Genomic DNA, 19,028 nt, shown 5'->3' on the forward strand with positions numbered 1-19,028 from the left:
CATTAAAAGGGTGTTATATGTTGAACCGTATTCGCGTTGTCACCATGCTAATGATGGTGCTGGTGGTGTTCGCGCTGCTCCAGCTCATCTCTGGCGGAATGTTTTTTAACTCACTCAAACAAAATAACGACAGTTTTAAAGTTTCCAGGGAGTTACGCGTTCAGCAGTCAGAACTGGCAAACACCTGGGAGTTGATGCTGCAAACGCGCATCAACCTGAGCCGCTCTGCGGCCCGCATGATGATGGATGCCAGCAACGGGCAAAGTGCAGCAAAAACGGAATTGCTCAATAACGCCAAAAAATCCCTCGTTGAAGCGCAAAAGCATTACGCCGCGTTCAAACAAATTCCCGCCATTAATCCGGAGCTGGAAGCCCTGGTACAAGGCATTGATGACGACTACAAGAACTACAACCAGGCACTGAGCGAGCTGGTGGGGTATCTGGAAAGCGGCAACATGGACGCCTATTTTGCGCAGTCCACGCAAAGTCTGCAAAACGCCCTTCAGAAAGAATATAGCGACTACATTGCGCTCAATGACCGCATGTACGAGCAATCCTATATTGCCAGCGCTAACGACTATAACTTTGCCAAGTGGCAGATTGCCTGTCTCGCACTGGCGCTGTTCGCGGTAATCGTGCTGGTGTGGTTTGGAATGCGCCGCATTCTGCTGCAACCGCTGGCGGTGGTTATTGGTCATATTCGCGAAATCGCCAACGGCAATCTGACAGCAAATATCGTCTCAACCGGGCGCAACGAGATCAGCGAGCTGACCTCCAGCGTGCGCCACATGCAGCAAGAACTGATTATTACCGTGGGTAGCGTGCGTGACGGTTCGGACGCGATTTACAGCGGTGCCACCGAAATCGCCGCCGGAAACAATGATCTCTCTTCCCGCACCGAACAGCAGGCCGCATCGCTTGAGGAAACGGCCGCCAGCATGGAACAGCTCACCGCCACGGTGAAGCAGAATGCGGAGAACGCCCGTCAGGCTTCGCAGCTGGCCTTAAGCGCCTCCGAAACCGCCCAGCGCGGTGGCAAAGTGGTGGATGGTGTGGTGAAAACCATGCACGACATTGCGGGTTCCTCGAAGAAAATCGCTGATATCACCGGAGTGATTGACGGCATCGCTTTCCAGACCAACATTCTGGCGCTGAACGCTGCGGTAGAAGCCGCTCGTGCGGGTGAGCAGGGGCGTGGGTTTGCGGTCGTCGCGGGTGAAGTTCGCAACCTGGCGCAACGCAGCGCGCAAGCCGCCAAAGAGATTAAATCGCTGATTGAAGATTCTGTTTCCCGCGTCGATACCGGTTCAGTGCTGGTAGAAAGCGCCGGGGAAACCATGAGCGATATCGTCAATGCGGTCACGCGCGTGACCGACATCATGGGCGAAATCGCTTCCGCTTCTGACGAGCAAAGCCGGGGTATCGACCAGGTGGCGCTGGCCGTTTCAGAAATGGACCGTGTCACCCAGCAAAACGCCTCGCTGGTGGAAGAGTCTGCCTCTGCCGCCGCCGCACTTGAAGAACAAGCCAGCATGTTAAGTCAGCTGGTGGCAGCCTTCCGTTTAACCCCGGAATCTGCCGCGACGCCTGTAGTCAATATCCCCTCAACGCCTGCACCGACGCTCAAGTCAACACTGAAGCCGAGCCGTGCAACGACGAACGGGCAAGACGATAACTGGGAAACTTTCTAAGAATCTTTAATGGCCGGCAGACGTGCCGGCAGAGGGGCTGTGATGTTCAACCGTATCCGAATTTCGACCACGCTTTTGTTAATCTTGATCGTCTGCGGCGTTTTGCAGATTGGTAGTAATGGACTGTCCTTCTGGGCATTCAGGGATGATTTTCAGAATCTAAAAATGGTTGAAGTCGGAAACCAACAGCGCGACACCTTGACGCAAAGTCGCGCGGCATTGTTGCAGGCCAGCACCGCCTTGAGCCGGGCTGGAACGCTAACCGCGCTCAGTTATCCGGCGGAAGATATCAAACGTCTGATGGCGAATGCCCGTGGCAGCCTGAAACAAGCGGACATGCTGTTTAACCAGTTTCTGGAAATCCCACCTTTAAATAAAGAAGGTGAGGATATGGTGGCATCGACTAAGCAAAGCTACGCCGCTTATCGGGATGACTTACAGCATCAGGCGACCTGGCTTGAAAGCAATCAGCTTTCTGATTTCCTCAGTGCGCCGATTCAGAAATCACAGGATATTTTTGACGCCTATTTTAACGCCTGGCAGCAGAGTATTAATGACACCGTGGCGGCATCGAGTGCTGACAGCAAACTGAACTACCAAATCTCGGCGATTATTTTCGCCAGCGTGACGGTGATTGCCATTCTGATGCTGATAGGTTCGATCATCTGGTCGCGCAGAATGCTGGTACAGCCGCTGGAAATCGTGCGCAGCCACTTTGAGCACATCGCCGCAGGGGATTTAGCCCGTCCGATTAGCGTGTATGGCCGCAACGAAATCTCCGAGATTTTCCGCAGCCTGAAAAACATGCAGCAGGAACTTAAACAGACCGTTGCGCAAGTCCGTGAGGGCAGTGGCGCGATGCACACCGGCATCGCCGAAATTGCCGCGGGCAACAACGATCTGTCTTCGCGCACCGAGCAACAGGCCGCATCACTTGCTGAAACTGCCGCCAGCATGGAGCAGTTGACCGCAACCGTCAGCCAGAACGCCGACAACGCCCGTCAGGCTGCACAGCTTTCACGCACCGCAGCAGACACCGCGCAGCAGGGTGGACAACAGGCGGCAAACGTCGCCCGCACCATGCATGACATCGCCGGAAGCTCGAAGAAAATCGGCGATATCACCAGCGTGATTGACGGCATCGCTTTCCAGACCAACATCCTGGCGCTGAACGCGGCGGTTGAAGCGGCTCGTGCCGGTGAACAAGGGCGCGGTTTTGCGGTGGTGGCAGGTGAAGTGCGTAACCTGGCTCAACGCAGTGCGCAGGCGGCAAAAGAGATCAAAGTGCTGATTGAAGAGTCGGTTAGCCGTGTGCAGCAAGGCTCGCAACTGGTTGATACCGCGGCTACCACTATGGCGGAAATCGTCCGTTCGGTGACGCAGGTTAACGACATTATGGGTGAAATTGCTTCTGCGTCTGACGAACAGCGTCGTGGTATCGAACAAGTCGCGCAAGCCGTCAGCCAAATGGATCAGGTCACTCAACAGAACGCCGCGCTGGTCGAAGAAGCGGCTGCTGCGACGGATGCGTTGGCAAATCAGGCCGAACATCTGAGCGGCGTGGTCGCGGTATTTAATCTGGAAAGTGTCGACAATGAAGACGTCACCAGAGATTTAGTCACCAACGGGGTGCTGGTCACCTCCTGAAAGTAATTGAGAAGACGCTATGACATCACCGCTGCCCAACGGGCAAACGTCATTAATGTTACAGATGACACAGCGTCTACCGCTGTCCGACACGCATTTTCGTCGGATATGCCAGTTGATTTACCAGCGCGCAGGAATTGTGCTGGCCGATCACAAGCGCGACATGGTTTACAACCGCCTGGTGCGCCGTTTACGCACGCTAGGGCTGGAGGATTTTGGGCATTATCTGAGCATGCTGGAAGCTAACGGCAGCAATGCTGAATGGCAGGCGTTCATTAATTCCCTGACCACTAACCTGACGGCGTTTTTTCGCGAAGGTCACCACTTTCCGATCCTCGCAGAACATGCGCGTAAACGAAGTGGCGAATACAAAGTCTGGAGTGCGGCGGCATCGACCGGGGAAGAGCCGTATTCCATCGCGATCACATTGGCTGATGTGTTAGGCATGGCGCCTGGGCGCTGGAAAGTGTTCGCCAGCGATATCGACACCCAGGTGCTGGAAAAAGCCCAGAGCGGGATTTACCGCCAGGATGAGCTGAAAACGCTGGCACCGCTGCAAATGCAGCGTTATTTCATGCGCGGCACCGGGCCACACGATGGGCTGGTGCGGGTGCGCAGCGATGTGATGAGTCACATGGATTTTGCGCCGATAAATCTGCTGGACAAACAAGCGCCGATCCCCGGCCCGTTTGACGCCATATTTTGTCGCAATGTGATGATTTATTTTGATAAAGCGACGCAACAGCAAATTTTGCAGCGCTTTGTGCCGCTGCTTAAACCGGGTGGATTGCTGTTTGCCGGGCACTCGGAAAACTTCAGTAACCTCAGCCGGGAATTTTTGCTGCGTGGGCAGACCGTGTACGGACTGAGTAAGGAAAGGTCATGACAAAAATAACCGTGCTTTGTGTCGATGATTCCGCCCTGATGCGCCAGATCATGACAGAGATCGTTAACAGTCACGACGACATGGAAATGGTCGCAACCGCGCCTGATCCGTTGGTGGCGCGTGATTTGATTAAGAAATTTAACCCGGATGTGCTGACACTCGATGTGGAAATGCCGCGCATGGACGGGCTGGATTTCCTCGAAAAACTGATGCGACTGCGCCCGATGCCCGTGGTGATGGTGTCATCGCTCACCGGAAAAGGGTCGGAGGTGACATTGCGCGCGCTGGAATTAGGCGCGATTGATTTTGTCACCAAACCGCAGTTGGGGATCCGCGAAGGGATGCTGGCGTACAGCGAAACCATTGCGGAGAAAGTGCGGACTGCCGCGAAGGCGAAACTGGCGGCACGTGCGCCAGTCGCAGCCCCCATGGCACTGAAAGCCGGGCCACTGCTCAGTTCAGAAAAATTGATAGCTATTGGTGCGTCAACCGGTGGCACCGAGGCGATTCGCCATGTGCTGCAACCGCTGCCGCTTTCAAGCCCGGCGGTGCTCATCACCCAGCATATGCCGCCAGGGTTTACGCGATCGTTTGCCGACAGGCTCAATAAATTGTGCCAGATAGCGGTGAAAGAAGCCGAAGACGGCGAACGCGTCTTGCCGGGGCATGCGTACATCGCACCCGGAGATAAACACATGGAGCTTGCCCGCAGCGGGGCGAACTACCAAATCAAGATTCATGACGGCCCGCCCGTGAACCGGCATCGCCCGGCTGTGGATGTGCTGTTCCATTCCGTCGCGAAATTCGCCGGGCGAAATGCCGTGGGCGTGATTCTCACCGGAATGGGGAATGACGGTGCCGCGGGGATGCTGGCAATGCATAAAGCCGGGGCATGGACCATCGCCCAAAACGAAGCAAGTTGTGTGGTGTTCGGCATGCCGCGCGAGGCCATCAACAGCGGTGGCGTCAGCGAAGTGGTCGATTTAAGTCAGATTAGTCAGCAGATGTTGATGAAGATTAGTGCCGGACAGGCAATACGTATTTAACCGAAGGAACTCTATAAATGGCAGATAAAGAACTCAAATTTTTGGTGGTGGATGACTTCTCTACCATGCGTCGCATTGTCCGTAACCTGCTAAAAGAGCTGGGTTTCAACAACGTTGAAGAGGCTGAAGATGGCGTTGATGCGCTGAACAAACTCAACGGTGGTGGCTTTGGTTTTGTGATTTCCGACTGGAACATGCCGAACATGGATGGCCTGGAATTGCTGAAAACCATTCGTGCCGATGGCGGTATGGCGGCGATGCCGGTGCTGATGGTGACGGCAGAAGCGAAGAAAGAAAACATTATTGCCGCAGCGCAGGCGGGGGCGAGTGGCTATGTGGTGAAACCCTTTACCGCCGCAACACTTGAAGAGAAGTTAAACAAAATCTTCGAAAAGCTCGGCATGTAAGGAGAGGCTCATGCACTCATCGACTAATCCCGCGACAGAGTTACATTCAACCGGCGATATTATCGTCCGGATAGGCAGCCTGACCCGTATGCTGCGCGACAGCTTGCGCGAGCTGGGGCTTGACCAGGCGATAGCCGAAGCCGCGGAAGCCATTCCCGATGCGCGCGATCGCCTGGATTACGTGGTGCAGATGACCGCGCAGGCCGCCGAGCGTGCGCTCAACTGCGTGGAGCTGGCGCAACCGCACCAGAATAAACTGGAATCAGAAGCCAAAGCGCTGAATGGCCGCTGGGATGCCTGGTTTGAAAATCCCATCGAGCTGGGTGATGCTCGTGAACTGGTGACCGATACGCGCAGCTATTTGTCTGGCGTACCGTCGCACACCAGTTTCACCAACGCCCAGCTTCTGGAAATCATGATGGCGCAGGACTTCCAGGATTTAACCGGCCAGGTTATCAAGCGCATGATGGATGTTATCCAGGAAATTGAACGCCAGCTGTTGATGGTGTTGATGGAAAACATGCCGGAACTGGATGCCCGTGCAAAACGCCCGGCAGACAGCCTGCTCAACGGCCCGCAAATGAATGCGACAGCTGCTGGTGTTGTCGCAAGTCAGGACCAGGTTGATGATTTACTGGATAGCTTAGGGTTTTAAGTTTCGTATAAAAACGCCCCGGTCATCTTCTTCGCTTGAGGGGGAAGGCTGGGGCGAGCGCGCCTTAACGCCACAAACAAACCCACAAATCCCCCCGTTTTCCCGCCATTAGCTTTACCCCTCTCTGGCATGCTGTGCTGGTAAATGCGGCCACGAGATTGTTGCGGTGTCAGAAGAAAGCGACGACGATAAAACAGAAGCCCCCACAGCCCACCGACTTGAAAAAGCACGAGAAGATGGGCAGATCCCCCGATCCCGCGAATTGACCTCACTGCTGATGTTACTGGTGGGGATAAGCATCATCTGGATGGGTGGCGAACCTCTGGGGCGGCAACTTGCCGCCATGCTGTCTGCCGGTTTGCATTTTGATCACAGCATCATTAACGACCCAAATCTGATTGTTAGCCAAATTAGCCTGCTGATAAAACAGGCGGTCTGGGCGTTGCTGCCGTTGATCATGGGGCTGGTGATTGTGGCGATTGCCGCGCCCATGCTGCTCGGCGGCCTGCTGTTTAGCGGCAAATCGATACAGTTCAAATTCAGCAAAATGAATCCGATTGCGGGATTAGGGCGGATGTTCTCCGCACAGGCCGGTGCCGAGTTACTTAAAGCCTTTCTGAAAGCGATTCTGGTGGGCAGCGTGACCGTCTGGTACTTGCTGCATAAATGGCCGGAAATGATGCGACTGATCAGCGAACCGCCGCTTGCGGCGCTCGGGCATGCGCTGAATATGGTTGCGGTATGTGGGTTATTGATCGTGCTGGGGCTCACGCCAATGGTCGGCTTTGACGTTTTCTTTCAGATATTCAGCAACCTCAAAAAGCTGCGCATGAGCCGCCAGGATATTCGCGACGAATTTAAGCAACAAGAAGGCGACCCGCACGTTAAAGGCCGCATTCGCCAGCAACAACGTGCCGCCGCCCGCCGCCGCATGATGAGCGATGTGCCCAAAGCTGATGTGATTGTCACCAACCCGACGCACTATTCCGTGGCGTTGCAATATGACGAAAACAAAATGAATGCGCCGAAGGTTGTGGCGAAAGGCGCGGGGCTGGTGGCGCTGCGAATTCGTGAGATTGGCAACGAACATCGTATTCCAATGCTGGAAGCGCCGCCGCTGGCGCGTGCGTTATACCGCCACGCTGAAATTGGTCAGCAAATTCCTGGGCAACTTTATTCCGCGGTGGCAGAAGTGCTGGCGTGGGTCTGGCAACTGCGCCGCTGGCGAGTGGCTGGCGGCCTGATTCCGAAAAAACCTGAAAATCTACCAGTGCCAGAAGCGCTGGACTTTGCAAACGAGAAGGACTCCGATGGCTAACCTGTTGGCGCAACTGCGCCTGCCGAGCACCATGAAAGCCGGACAATGGCAGATTCTTGCCGGGCCGGTACTCATCTTGCTTATTTTGTCGATGATGGTGCTACCGCTGCCGGCGTTTGTACTGGATTTGTTGTTCACATTTAACATTGCGCTGTCGATTATGGTGCTGCTGGTGGCGATGTTCACCCAGCGCACGCTTGAGTTCGCCGCCTTCCCAACCATTTTGCTGTTTACCACCTTGCTGCGCCTGGCGCTGAACGTGGCTTCCACGCGTATCATTTTAATGGAAGGCCATACCGGTGGCGCGGCGGCGGGTAAAGTGGTTGAAGCCTTCGGCCACTTTCTCGTCGGCGGCAACTTCGCCATCGGTATCGTGGTGTTTATCATCCTCGTCATCATCAACTTTATGGTTATCACCAAAGGTGCCGGGCGTATCGCCGAAGTGGGCGCGCGCTTTGTGCTGGACGGGATGCCGGGCAAACAGATGGCGATTGATGCCGATCTAAACGCCGGGTTGATTGGTGAAGAAGAAGCGAAAAAACGCCGCTCGGAAGTGACGCAGGAAGCGGACTTTTACGGTTCGATGGACGGGGCCAGTAAGTTCGTGCGCGGTGACGCCGTTGCCGGATTAATGATCATGGTGATTAACGTGATCGGCGGGCTCTTAGTCGGTGTGCTCCAGCATGATATGGCCGTGGGTGCGGCGGCTGAAACTTACACGCTGTTGACCATCGGTGATGGTCTGGTCGCGCAAATCCCGGCACTGGTTATTTCCACGGCGGCGGGCGTGATTGTTACCCGCGTGGCAACCGATCAGGACGTCGGCGAGCAGATGGTGACCCAACTGTTCAATAACCCGCGCGTGATGATGCTGAGTGCGGCCGTACTGGGTTTGCTCGGTATGGTGCCGGGAATGCCAAACTTTGTGTTTCTGCTGTTTACTGCTGCATTGCTGGCGCTGGCCTGGTGGATGCGCGGGCGCGAAATGGAGGCTCCGGCTGCTCCGGCGGCACCCGCAAAACCACAGGAAAACCCGCAGGCGGTTGAAGCCACCTGGAATGATGTTCAGCTCGAGGACTCGCTCGGCATGGAAGTGGGTTATCGTCTGATTCCAATGGTCGATTTCCAGCAAGACGGCGAGCTTCTGGGACGGATACGCAGTATCCGTAAAAAATTCGCCCAGGATATGGGATTCCTGCCGCCGGTGGTACACATCCGCGACAACATGGACTTGCCGCCTGCGCGTTATCGCATTCTGATGAAAGGGGTGGAAATTGGCAGCGGTGACGCCTACCCAGGGCGCTGGCTGGCGATTAACCCAGGCACTGCCGCTGGCACGCTTCCGGGTGAAGCGACCACCGATCCAGCATTTGGTCTGGCCGCGACCTGGATTGAAAGCGCATTAAAAGAGCAGGCGCAGATTCAGGGCTTTACAGTGGTTGAAGCCAGTACCGTGGTGGCAACCCATCTTAACCATTTGATTGGTCAGTTTGCCCCGGAACTGTTTGGCCGCCAGGAAGCGCAACAGTTGCTTGACCGCGTGACGCAAGAAATGCCGAAGCTGACAGAAGATCTGGTGCCGGGCGTGGTGACGCTGACCACGCTGCACAAAGTGCTGCAAAACCTGCTCGCTGAGAAAGTGCCGATTCGCGATATGCGCACCATTCTCGAAACACTGGCAGAACATGCGCCGATTCAAAACGATCCTCATGAATTAACCGCCGTGGTTCGTGTCGCGCTGGGGCGCGCCATTACGCAGCAATGGTTCCCTGGCAACGGCGAAGTGCAGGTAATTGGCCTGGATGCGGCGCTTGAACGCCTGCTATTACAGGCATTGCAGGGCGGAGGGGGACTGGAACCCGGGCTTGCTGACCGCTTGCTGGAACAGGCGCAGGAAGCACTTAAGCGTCAGGAAATGCTGGGTGCGCCGCCTGTTTTACTGGTTAACCACGCGTTGCGTCCACTTCTGGCTCGTTTCTTACGCCGCAGTTTGCCGCAGTTAATGGTGCTTTCAAGTCTTGAACTCTCTGAAAACCGCAATATCCGTATGACTGCGACCATCGGAGCGAAATGATGAACCGACTGTTGATGCTGATGTTATTGCCTTTTATGACGTACGCCAGCGGCGAAGGGGCGTGGCAGGCGAGCGGGGTGGGCGCGACGCTTAGTCATCGCGGGGTGGCAGCTTCGTCACGCGCTCTGGCACCGTCTCAGCCCGTCACAGGCGTGATGACGATGGTCGCGTGGCGCTATGAACTGATTGGGCCGACGCCTGCGGGTCTGAACGTCAGGCTTTGCTCGTCAACACGTTGTGTCGAGATAGAAGGGCAGAGCGGGACGACGCGTGGGCTAACGAACGTTGCGGCAAACGAGCCGCTGCGGTTTGTCTGGCAAGTCCCCGGTGGCGGAGCGCTGTTTCCGGCGCTGAAAGTGCAAAGCAATCAGGTCATTGTTAATTACAAATAGCCCTAACAGCCGTAATTTGTGCGGCTTTTTCCTTCCTGCATCTCATTTCCAGTCCAATCTTTTGATAAAAACAAACCACTGTTTTATAAATCGGTGAAGCTAGTGCCGGGACTCTTTGTAATTTTGCCAACATTCGCCCGTCCGTGGCAAAAATGGAAAGGTAACATCAGCCCCGTCCTTCTACCTTAACGTTGTAAGGTTCCTCGCAGGCCCGATACGCACGGGACGTGCAGTCTCCAATAACAAAAGCAACGGGGTTTGACGGCAATGAAAACACGTAAGATTGGACTGGCAAATTATCTTGCCTATGGCTCAGGTGATTTCCTCGGAGCGGGAACCACGGCATTAACTGCCGCCTGGCTACTCTATTTTTATACCACCTTCTGTGGACTCACACCGATTGAAGCGACCTTCATTTTTGCCATGGCAAGGGTGCTGGATGCTGTCGTTAGCCCGTTGATGGGCTTCCTCACTGATAACTTCGGTTCAACCTGGCTTGGCAAGCGCTTTGGCCGCCGTAAGTTCTTTATTCTGCTCGGTATTCCGTTGGTCTTCAGCTACAGCTTTATGTGGGTTGGAGAGATGAGTTACTGGTATTACCTGGTGACGTACCTGATCTTTGATGTGGTTTACACCATGATTCTGGTGCCATACGAAACGCTGGTTCCAGAAATGACCGATGACTTCAAACAGAAAACCAAGTTCTCGGGTGCGCGTATTTCAATGGCGCAACTCTCGGCAATTCTCGCCGCATTCCTGCCGGGCATTTTGTTAAATCACTTCGGTAAAGACAACGCGGTTTCCTTCTTCTATTCAAGCCTGGTGTTCGCCACGTTATGCGCCATCGTGCTGACCTTTGTCTGGTTCTTTACCTGGGAGCGTCCGCGTTCCGAATGGACTGAAGCTGCATTGCGTGCAGAAGAAGAGAAGAAAACGCTGACCTTCGCTCAGAGCATGAAACGCCTGAACGTTGAGCTGACTTCAACACTCCGCGTGAAGATTTTCCGCCAGCATCTGGGTATGTATCTGGGGGGCTATATTGCGCAGGACGTGTTCAACGCCGTGTTTACCTATTATGTAGTGTTTGTTCTGATGCAAAGCGCGAGCATGGCATCGAGCCTGCTTGGCACCATGGCGATTCTGCAATTTATTGCGGTGATCGGCATGATTCCACTGTGTATTAAATACGGCCCGGCACCGTCTTATCGTATGGTCGTTGTGCTGTTTGGTCTCAGTTCTGTCTCCTACGCGGTGCTTTATTACGCAGGCTTAAGCGATGTGTTCTCGCTGCTGATGCTGGTTTCAGCTGTCGCGGGTCTGGGTCGTGGGGGTATCAACTATGTGCCGTGGAATACCTATACCTACATTGCTGACGTGGATGAAGTGATTACCGGGCAGCGCCGCGAAGGTATCTTTGCCGGGATCATGACGCTGACGCGTAAAGCGTCGCAGGCGGGAGCGGTGATGCTAGTCGGTATCGTGATGCAGCTTTCTGGTTTCGTTTCCGGCCAGACCACGCAACCGCCAGCGGTAAGCCACACCATTTTGATGATTTTAAGTTTCGGTACGGTTGCGGTGCTGGCATGCGGTTTCCTGGTTTCCCTGCGCTTTAAACTGAATTTGCAAACGCACAGCGTCCTTCGTGAAGAGACCGCGAAAATGCGTGAAGCAGGCCGTCCGGTTCCGGAAGCGACCACGCCAGAAGCTCGCGCGACGGTCGAAATGCTCGCGGGTATGCCGTACGACACACTGTGGGGCAACAACAATATTGGTTATCTCAATCGTAATAAGCCGGCCGCCCCATCGTTAAAAGAGGCTGCTGCAATGAATTCGAATACATCACAGAGGTTAAGCTAATGATTATTTATCCCGTCAAACACAGCCCTTTACTGTGCCAGCCGGAGCATTTTATTGCCCGGGATGAACTGAAATCCCTGATCCACAAGGTGACGGACAACCTGATTAATATTAAGGATGAAACGGGGCAATTTTTGCTGCGACTGGATGACGGACGAGTCATTGATACCAAAGGTTGGGCGGGCTGGGAGTGGACGCACGGCGTCGGTTTGTACGGTATGTATCAGTATTATCGCCAGACCGGCGATAAGAAAATGTGTGAGATTATTGATAGCTGGTTTGCCGATCGTTTTGCCGAAGGGGCAACCACCAAAAACGTGAATACCATGGCGCCGTTCCTGACGCTGGCTTATCGCTTTGAGGAAACGCGCGACCCATCGTATTTGCCGTGGCTTGAAAGCTGGGCGGAGTGGGCGATGTACGAAATGCCACGCACCGAACACGGTGGCATGCAGCATGTGACGCTCGCCGAAGAAAATCATCAGCAAATGTGGGATGACACGTTGATGATGACGGTGTTGCCGCTGGCGAAAATAGGCAAACTATTGAATCGCCCGGAATACGTGGAAGAGGCCACTTATCAGTTCCTGCTGCATGTACAGAATCTGATGGATAGAGAAACCGGGCTGTGGTTCCACGGCTGGAATTATGAAGGCAATCATAATTTTGCGCAGGCGCGTTGGGCGCGGGGTAACAGCTGGTTGACGATCGTTATTCCTGATTTCCTTGAGCTGGTAGATTTACCCGAAAACAATGCGGTGCGCCGTTATCTGGTCCAGGTGCTGGAAAGCCAGGTCGCTGCGTTGGCGAAATGTCAGGATGACAGCGGTTTGTGGCACACTTTGCTGGACGATCCCCATTCTTATCTCGAAGCGTCGGCCACCGCCGGTTTTGCTTACGGGATACTCAAAGGCATTCGTAAACGCTATATCGGCAAGCAATACGCCGAAGTTGCTGAGAAGGCGATGAAAGGGATTGTGAAAAATATCTCGCCTGAGGGCGAGCTGCTGCAAGTTTCGTTTGGGACTGGAATGGGCAGTAATCTGGAGTTTTATCGCCAGATCCCGCTGACGTCGATGCCGTACGGTCAGGCGATGGCAATTCTGTGTCTGGGTGAGTATTTACGTATTTATCTCTAAGCACATTTTCATCACAAAAGGCCTGTCTAATCAGGCAGGCCTCTTTTTTCTGAATGGTTCCCAAAAAATAAGAAATTAAATAAGGAGTATTCGAGAGCACAATTCATTATGCTCCGCGCTGTTGCTTGTCCCCCACCAGGATCACCTTTTGTCCATTTCTCCTTTTGCTCGTATTGCCGCCAACAGTTTGGTGGAAGCGGGAGCCGTTATTGGTGCCAATGTCACCATTGGCCCATTTTGTGTTATTTCCGCCGGTGTCGTGATTGGTGAGGGAACGACTATTGGCTCTCACTCGGTTATCACCGGTCTGACAACCCTGGGTTGTGACAATAATTTTGGTTCGTATTCATCTATTGGCGAGGTGAATCAGGATCTTAAATATGCCGGTGAACCGACGACATTAGTCATCGGCGATCGCAACCTTATCGGCCACCACGCCACGTTTCATCGCGGTACGATTCAGGGCTCAGGCGTGACCCAGATTGGTAACGACAACCGCTTTAGTAATGGCGTGCATATCGGACACGATTGCGTCGTGGGAGATCACACGCAGATTGGCGATAACAGCGGCCTGGCCGGGCACGTGGAGCTGGATGATGATGCGCAAATTGGTTATATGTGCGCGATTCATCAGTTTTGCATGCTGGGGAACGGGGTGAAGATCCTCGACCAATCCGGAGTCGTTCAGGATGTGCCACCGTTTGTGATGGCCGGTGGGAACCATGCGCAGCCGCTGGGCGTCAACGTAAAATCTCGGGCGTTTCTGGCACTCAATCAGGAACAGCAGGATTTGGTTCATACGCTTTATGAGCGTTTTTACCATCAGGCGCTGTCGATTGATGAAGTGAAAATGTCGTTAAAAGTGATGGAAAGCGATTTTCCGGTGATTGGATTTTTTGATCGCTTTTTTGCGCGGTCGGCACGGGGCATCGTACGTTAAACAAATTAAAAAAGGCTCGCCATCAACGGCGAGCCTTTTGTTCATAAAAGCAAAAATTACATACGTTCTACGGTTTCAATCCCCAACGTATCCAGACCCAGCTTCAGCGTTTTCGCGGTCAACAGAGCCAGTTTCAGACGGCTGTTACGCGCTTCAGTGCTGTCAGCGGCCAGAATCGGGCAATGCTCATAGAAGCCTGAGAACAGACCCGCTACATCGTACAGATAAGTACACATCACATGTGGCGTACCGTCACGCGCAACCACGTTCAGCGTTTCTTCAAATTGCAGCAGGCGAGCCGCGAGCTGCGCTTCGCGATCTTCGGTAATCACCACAGGCGCTTTCAGCAACTCGGCTTCATCAATATTGGCTTTACGGAACACTGACAGCACACGGGTATAAGCATATTGCATATACGGTGCCGTGTTGCCTTCGAAGGCCAGCATGTTGTCCCAGTCGAAGATGTAGTCAGTGGTACGATTCTTGGACAGGTCCGCGTATTTCACAGCTCCAATACCGACGGCGTTTGCCAGCGCTTCTAACTCATCAGCAGGCATGTCCGGGTTCTTCTCGGTCACCAGACGACGAGCGCGTTCAAGGGCTTCATCCAGCAGATCAGTCAGTTTTACGGTCCCGCCAGAACGGGTTTTGAATGGCTTACCGTCTTTGCCCAACATCATGCCGAACATGTGGTGCTCTAATGGCACAGAATCTGGTACATAACCGGCTTTACGCACGATAGTCCAGGCTTGCATCAGATGCTGGTGCTGGCGGGAGTCGATGAAGTACAGCACGCGGTCAGCATGCAGGGTTTCAAAGCGATATTTCGCACAAGCGATATCGGTGGTGGTGTACAGGTAGCCGCCATCCTTTTTCTGGATGATAACGCCCATCGGCTCACCGTCTTTATTCTTGTATTCGTCGAGGAATACTACCGTAGCGCCTTCGCTTTCAACCGCCAGACCTTTTGCTTTCAGGTCAGCCACAATACCCGGAAGCATTGGGTTGTAGAGGCTTTCACCCATCACGTCGTCACGGGTTAATGTGACGTTCAGACGCTTATAAGTGATTTGGTTTTGCGTCATGGTCACATCGACCAGTTTGCGCCACATATTGCGGCAGTATTCGTCGCCGCCTTGCAGTTTCACCACGTATGCGCGAGCACGCTCGGCAAATTCTGCATCTTCGTCATAATGTTTCTTCGCCGCGCGGTAGAACTCTTCGAGGTCAGCCAGCGCCATTTCGCCTGCGTTTTCCTGCTGCTGTTTTTCGAGATACGCAATCAGCATCCCGAACTGCGTGCCCCAGTCGCCGACGTGGTTGGCGCGGATAACTTTATGGCCAAGGAATTCGAGGGTACGAACAGCGGCATCACCAATGATGGTTGAGCGCACGTGCCCGACGTGCATTTCTTTCGCAACGTTTGGCGCGGAGTAATCCACTACCACTGTTTTCGGTTCGGAAACGGTGACACCGACGCGATCGGAGGCGACAGCTTCATCGACACTCTTCGCCAGAAACGCCGCGTCGAGGAAAATGTTGATAAAACCAGGACCGGCGATTTCGACTTTGCTGGCAATTCCGGTCAAATCCAGATTAGCAATCACCAACTCGGCGACTTGTCGTGGTGGCTTGCCCAGTGATTTCGCAACTGACATCACGCCATTGGCCTGATAGTCGCCGAACTGAACTTTTGCTGACTGACGAACCTGTGGTTCGCAATCCGCAGGAGCACCTGCGGCAATCAGTGCCTGACTGACTTTATCTGAGAGAAGTGCCTGAATATTCACCGGGATACCTTACATTTTGCTTAAGACTGCTGTGACTGATACAGCAGCCGTATCGTTGGGGATAAAATTAGGGCGTAAGTATAACTGTTTTTAATCTCCCGAGTCAGCAAAAGCCTTGCTCTACGCGCCCTGTACTAACCTTAACGGTATAGTGATTAACCATTCAGAGCGTTCGCGGCTCCATGGGTGTTGGTGATGCTGGCCGAAAAAGGTAGATTACGCGCATTCGTGATTTCGAGGATAAGGCGATGGCCAACTGGCAGACAATTGCAGAACTGAGTGATATTTCAGAGGATCTCCCGCGTTTTATACAAGCGTTAACCCAACTGGCTGCACGTCTGGATCTCGAGATTGCCCCGCTCGACGCCGATCATATTTCCTTGCGCTGCCACCAGAATACGACGGCTGAACGCTGGCGTGCTGGTTTTGAAAAATGCGGCACGTTGCTTTCAGAAAATATTATTAACGATCGCCCCATCTGCCTGTTCAAACTCGATGAACCGGTCTGCGTTGCGCACTGGGAATTTAGCGTGGTGGAACTGCCATGGCCGGGTGAAAAACGTTACCCGCACGAAGGCTGGGAGCATGTCGAAATTGTCTTGCCGGGTGAGACTGAAACGCTGAATGCGCGGGCGCTGGATTTAATGTCTGACGCGGGATTGCGCCAGACGGGGATTTCGGTGAAAACCAGTTCGCCAAAAGGCGAACGTGAGCGCCTGCCAAATCCAACGCTCGCCGTCACCGACGGCAAAGTGACGATCAAATTCCATCCCTGGAGTATTGAAGAGATTGTCGCCAGCGAGTTAGCCGATTGATTTTACAGCGCTGTTCATCCGTTTAATCGCTTCTTCAAGCGTTGCGGATGTGCAGCCAAAGTTAATCCGCACGAATTTTTTCTCGCCAAAATCTGCCCCTGGCGAGAAACCCAGGCCCGCTTTCTGGAAGAACAGAGTCGGGTTTTCTACGGGCAAAGCAGTGGCATCGACCCAGCCCAGATACGTCGCTTGCGGCGAAACCATCGTCAGGCCAGGCATCTCGTTTACCGCGCTGACCAGACGGTCGCGATTGCGGCGCAAATACGGCAGTAACTCTTGCAACCACGGCTCGCCATCACGCCAGGCCGCGGTGGCCGCCGTCAGGGCGAGCACATCGACGCTCGGCACAATTCCATCACGCACTGTGTTAAAACGTTTGCGCAATTCCGGATCGGGAATAATCGCCAGTGAGGCGCCAAGCCCGGCGATGTTGAACGTTTTAGACGGTGAAAGCAGGGTGACGGATCGTTGCTCGGCATTGGCGCTGAGAGTGGCGAAGGGAATATGCTTCGCACCCGGTTCGAGCAGTAAATCGCAGTGGATCTCATCTGAACAAACAATCAGGTCATGGCGTTGCGCGAAAGCCAACTGTTGCTCTAATTCTTCCCGGGAGTAAATCGTGCCGCCAGGATTTTGCGGATTGCAGAGCATCAGTAATTTTTCTTTGCCGGTCCACTGAGATTCAAGGGCGTCTAAATCCATTACCCAGCGGCTTTTCTCAAGGCGCAGAGGGGCATTGAGTTGTGGGCGTTGTGCAAAAGCGGATGATTTTCGGAAAGGGGGATAAATCGGGCTGGGCGCAATCGTCGTTTCATCGGCTGCGGTAAATGCGCGAACGCTTAAATTCAACCCGGCGACTACACCGGGTAAAAAGACAATCCATTCAGGTTTGATTTGCCACTGGTAACGGCTGGCCATTCGCTCAACGACAACATCGACTAACTCCTGGGGCCGGGCACCGTAGCCAAAAACGCCGTGTTCAACACGCTGATGAAGGGCATCGAGAATACAGGGCGGGGAGCGAAAATCCATATCGGCGACCCACATTGGCAATACATCATTACCAAATTTATTCCACTTCGAACTGTCGCTGTGACGGCGGTCGATGCCATCATCAAAATTGAATGCCATCATTGATTACCTTTTTTGTGACTGTCGTTTGAGATTATCATTCTGAACCGTTGGCACAACCGCCAGGCTAAAGATTTTTAAGGAGTAATCAATGCCTTTGCTTGAGATATGTTGTTATGGAATAGACTGTGCAGTTACTGCGCAACAAGCCGGAGCGGATAGAATCGAATTATGTGCAGCGCCGAAAGAGGGCGGATTAACCCCTTCAGCGGGCGTGCTGCGTAAAGTTAAAGAGCGGGTGTCGATTCCTGTGCATCCGATTATTCGCCCGCGCGGCGGTGATTTTTGTTACACCGATGCTGAATTCGACACCATGCTGGAAGATATCGCTTTCGTGCGTGAACTCGGATATCCGGGTCTGGTCATCGGCATGTTAGATGGTGAAGGTCATATCGATATGCCGCGCATGAAACGGGTGATGGAGCAGGCGCAGGGAATGGCGGTAACGTTCCATCGGGCGTTCGATATGTGTCACAACCCGCATCAGGCGCTGGAGCAATTAACCGATTTGGGCGTGGCGCGTATCCTGACTTCGGGCCAACAACAGAATGCAGAGACAGGACTTTCATTACTTAGGGAACTAAAACAACATTCCCGTGCTCCAATCATTATGGCGGGTGCAGGAGTCAGGCTGAGCAACTTGAAAAAGTTCGTCGAAGCGGGTATTGACGAGATGCACAGCTCCGCAGGGCAGTCAGTGCCTTCACCGATGCGATACCGTAAGGCTGGCGTGTCAATGAGTGCGGATGCCGAAGCCGATGAGTTTAACCGTTACTGCGTTGATGGCGATGTAGTAGCTGCAATGAAAACGGTGTTAGTTGCCAGCAACTGAGCAACCCGACACTTAGATTTTTGCCCGCGCATCATGTCGCCCATGTGATGCTGCTCGTACCAGGCCCCGATGTTTTATCGGGGCTTTTTTTATGGCGATATTTATTAAAAACTTAACATGTTAGTTAATGAATTAAACGTGTTAGGCTCCCTCTAAACGACGGAGGGCAACATGAGTACCAAAGACAAAGAACTCTATGACGAGATGTGTAGGGTTGTTGGAAAGGTTGTGCTTGAAATGCGTGACTTAGGCCAGGAACCGAAACACGTTGTGATTGCAGGTGTGGTCAGAGCAATGTCTGCCAACAGCAAAATTCAACGTTCGCCGCTGACAAGTGCAGCGATGAGCGAAGTGATTCGTGCACTCGGGTTCGCCTCAAAATAATTAAGGCCACAAAATGTGGCCTTT

The 19,028-nt window shown here is 53.6% G+C and carries 17 protein-coding genes; 15 read left to right on the forward strand and 2 right to left on the reverse strand.

Annotated features, from left to right (window positions below; genetic code table 11):
* Window positions 1-17 precede the first annotated feature (17 nt).
* The 12 genes from tar (at window position 18) to lpxA (ending at window position 14,052) form a co-directional block, all read left to right on the forward strand.
* Entirely contained in the window at window positions 18-1,691 is a 1,674-nt protein-coding gene (gene tar / locus M2371_RS03450; protein WP_259266894.1) for a methyl-accepting chemotaxis protein II, read from the forward strand.
* 42 nt (window positions 1,692-1,733) lie between these two features.
* Window positions 1,734-3,338: a methyl-accepting chemotaxis protein gene (locus tag M2371_RS03455; RefSeq protein ID WP_172893868.1), complete on the forward strand. Its 1,605-nt coding sequence runs from the start codon at window positions 1,734-1,736 to the stop codon at window positions 3,336-3,338.
* 19 nt (window positions 3,339-3,357) lie between these two features.
* Window positions 3,358-4,224, forward strand: a complete 867-nt coding sequence (cheR, locus tag M2371_RS03460; protein WP_034496061.1) for a protein-glutamate O-methyltransferase CheR — start codon at window positions 3,358-3,360, stop codon at window positions 4,222-4,224.
* Complete coding sequence (locus M2371_RS03465; RefSeq protein WP_115628126.1) at window positions 4,221-5,270, forward strand: chemotaxis response regulator protein-glutamate methylesterase; 1,050 nt, start codon at window positions 4,221-4,223, stop codon at window positions 5,268-5,270. Before cheR ends, M2371_RS03465 begins: the two co-directional genes overlap by 4 nt.
* A gap of 17 nt (window positions 5,271-5,287) precedes the next feature.
* Window positions 5,288-5,677 carry a chemotaxis response regulator CheY gene (cheY, locus tag M2371_RS03470; protein WP_034496057.1) on the forward strand — a complete coding sequence of 130 codons (390 nt, stop codon included), beginning with the start codon at window positions 5,288-5,290 and terminating at the stop codon, window positions 5,675-5,677.
* Between the two features lie 10 nt (window positions 5,678-5,687).
* Window positions 5,688-6,332, forward strand: a complete 645-nt coding sequence (cheZ, locus tag M2371_RS03475; RefSeq protein WP_259266895.1) for a protein phosphatase CheZ — start codon at window positions 5,688-5,690, stop codon at window positions 6,330-6,332.
* 166 nt (window positions 6,333-6,498) lie between these two features.
* Complete coding sequence (gene flhB, locus M2371_RS03480; protein WP_172893875.1) at window positions 6,499-7,650, forward strand: flagellar biosynthesis protein FlhB; 1,152 nt, start codon at window positions 6,499-6,501, stop codon at window positions 7,648-7,650.
* Window positions 7,643-9,724: a flagellar biosynthesis protein FlhA gene (flhA, locus tag M2371_RS03485; RefSeq protein ID WP_115628136.1), complete on the forward strand. Its 2,082-nt coding sequence runs from the start codon at window positions 7,643-7,645 to the stop codon at window positions 9,722-9,724. The genes flhB and flhA overlap by 8 nt, the downstream gene beginning before the upstream one ends.
* Window positions 9,724-10,116 (forward strand): flagellar protein FlhE, encoded by a 393-nt coding sequence (locus M2371_RS03490; RefSeq protein ID WP_172896111.1) that lies wholly within the window; start codon window positions 9,724-9,726, stop codon window positions 10,114-10,116. The genes flhA and M2371_RS03490 overlap by 1 nt, the downstream gene beginning before the upstream one ends.
* 267 nt (window positions 10,117-10,383) lie before the next feature.
* Window positions 10,384-11,973, forward strand: coding sequence for an MFS transporter (locus M2371_RS03495; RefSeq protein ID WP_259266896.1), 1,590 nt, complete (start codon window positions 10,384-10,386; stop codon window positions 11,971-11,973).
* Window positions 11,973-13,112, forward strand: a complete 1,140-nt coding sequence (locus M2371_RS03500; RefSeq protein ID WP_172893877.1) for a glycoside hydrolase family 105 protein — start codon at window positions 11,973-11,975, stop codon at window positions 13,110-13,112. The genes M2371_RS03495 and M2371_RS03500 overlap by 1 nt, the downstream gene beginning before the upstream one ends.
* 148 nt (window positions 13,113-13,260) lie before the next feature.
* Window positions 13,261-14,052 (forward strand): acyl-ACP--UDP-N-acetylglucosamine O-acyltransferase, encoded by a 792-nt coding sequence (gene lpxA, locus M2371_RS03505; protein WP_259266897.1) that lies wholly within the window; start codon window positions 13,261-13,263, stop codon window positions 14,050-14,052.
* A 56-nt stretch (window positions 14,053-14,108) separates the two neighbouring features.
* Here the strand turns inward: lpxA and argS are convergent, their stop codons facing one another.
* Complete coding sequence (gene argS, locus M2371_RS03510; protein ID WP_034496038.1) at window positions 14,109-15,842, reverse strand: arginine--tRNA ligase; 1,734 nt, start codon at window positions 15,840-15,842, stop codon at window positions 14,109-14,111.
* Window positions 15,843-16,090: 248 nt separating this feature from the next.
* On the opposite strand from argS, the gene M2371_RS03515 reads away from it, so the two are divergent.
* Window positions 16,091-16,657 (forward strand): VOC family protein, encoded by a 567-nt coding sequence (locus M2371_RS03515; RefSeq protein WP_172893879.1) that lies wholly within the window; start codon window positions 16,091-16,093, stop codon window positions 16,655-16,657.
* On the opposite strand, the gene M2371_RS03520 is transcribed toward M2371_RS03515, so the two are convergent.
* Window positions 16,646-17,788 (reverse strand): MalY/PatB family protein, encoded by a 1,143-nt coding sequence (locus tag M2371_RS03520; protein ID WP_259267264.1) that lies wholly within the window; start codon window positions 17,786-17,788, stop codon window positions 16,646-16,648. The two genes, M2371_RS03515 and M2371_RS03520, sit on opposite strands and share 12 nt — an antisense overlap.
* 91 nt (window positions 17,789-17,879) lie before the next feature.
* Here M2371_RS03520 and cutC point away from each other — a divergent pair, with 91 nt between their 5' ends.
* Complete coding sequence (gene cutC / locus M2371_RS03525; RefSeq protein ID WP_259266898.1) at window positions 17,880-18,620, forward strand: copper homeostasis protein CutC; 741 nt, start codon at window positions 17,880-17,882, stop codon at window positions 18,618-18,620.
* Window positions 18,621-18,791: 171 nt separating this feature from the next.
* Window positions 18,792-19,004, forward strand: a complete 213-nt coding sequence (gene fumD, locus M2371_RS03530; RefSeq protein WP_172893881.1) for a fumarate hydratase FumD — start codon at window positions 18,792-18,794, stop codon at window positions 19,002-19,004.
* Window positions 19,005-19,028: the final 24 nt, after the last annotated feature.

Source organism: Buttiauxella sp. BIGb0471 (assembly GCF_024807715.1).
Lineage (GTDB): Bacteria > Pseudomonadota > Gammaproteobacteria > Enterobacterales > Enterobacteriaceae > Buttiauxella > Buttiauxella agrestis.

Coding starts and splice junctions, on each gene's coding strand:
- tar (WP_259266894.1), top strand. CDS start 18: ATGTTGAACCGTATTCGCGTTGTCACCATGCTAATGATGGTGCTGGTG.
- M2371_RS03455 (WP_172893868.1), top strand. CDS start 1,734: ATGTTCAACCGTATCCGAATTTCGACCACGCTTTTGTTAATCTTGATC.
- cheR (WP_034496061.1), top strand. CDS start 3,358: ATGACATCACCGCTGCCCAACGGGCAAACGTCATTAATGTTACAGATG.
- M2371_RS03465 (WP_115628126.1), top strand. CDS start 4,221: ATGACAAAAATAACCGTGCTTTGTGTCGATGATTCCGCCCTGATGCGC.
- cheY (WP_034496057.1), top strand. CDS start 5,288: ATGGCAGATAAAGAACTCAAATTTTTGGTGGTGGATGACTTCTCTACC.
- cheZ (WP_259266895.1), top strand. CDS start 5,688: ATGCACTCATCGACTAATCCCGCGACAGAGTTACATTCAACCGGCGAT.
- flhA (WP_115628136.1), top strand. CDS start 7,643: ATGGCTAACCTGTTGGCGCAACTGCGCCTGCCGAGCACCATGAAAGCC.
- M2371_RS03490 (WP_172896111.1), top strand. CDS start 9,724: ATGAACCGACTGTTGATGCTGATGTTATTGCCTTTTATGACGTACGCC.
- M2371_RS03495 (WP_259266896.1), top strand. CDS start 10,384: ATGAAAACACGTAAGATTGGACTGGCAAATTATCTTGCCTATGGCTCA.
- M2371_RS03500 (WP_172893877.1), top strand. CDS start 11,973: ATGATTATTTATCCCGTCAAACACAGCCCTTTACTGTGCCAGCCGGAG.
- M2371_RS03515 (WP_172893879.1), top strand. CDS start 16,091: ATGGCCAACTGGCAGACAATTGCAGAACTGAGTGATATTTCAGAGGAT.
- M2371_RS03520 (WP_259267264.1), bottom strand. CDS start 17,788: ATGGCATTCAATTTTGATGATGGCATCGACCGCCGTCACAGCGACAGT.
- cutC (WP_259266898.1), top strand. CDS start 17,880: ATGCCTTTGCTTGAGATATGTTGTTATGGAATAGACTGTGCAGTTACT.
- fumD (WP_172893881.1), top strand. CDS start 18,792: ATGAGTACCAAAGACAAAGAACTCTATGACGAGATGTGTAGGGTTGTT.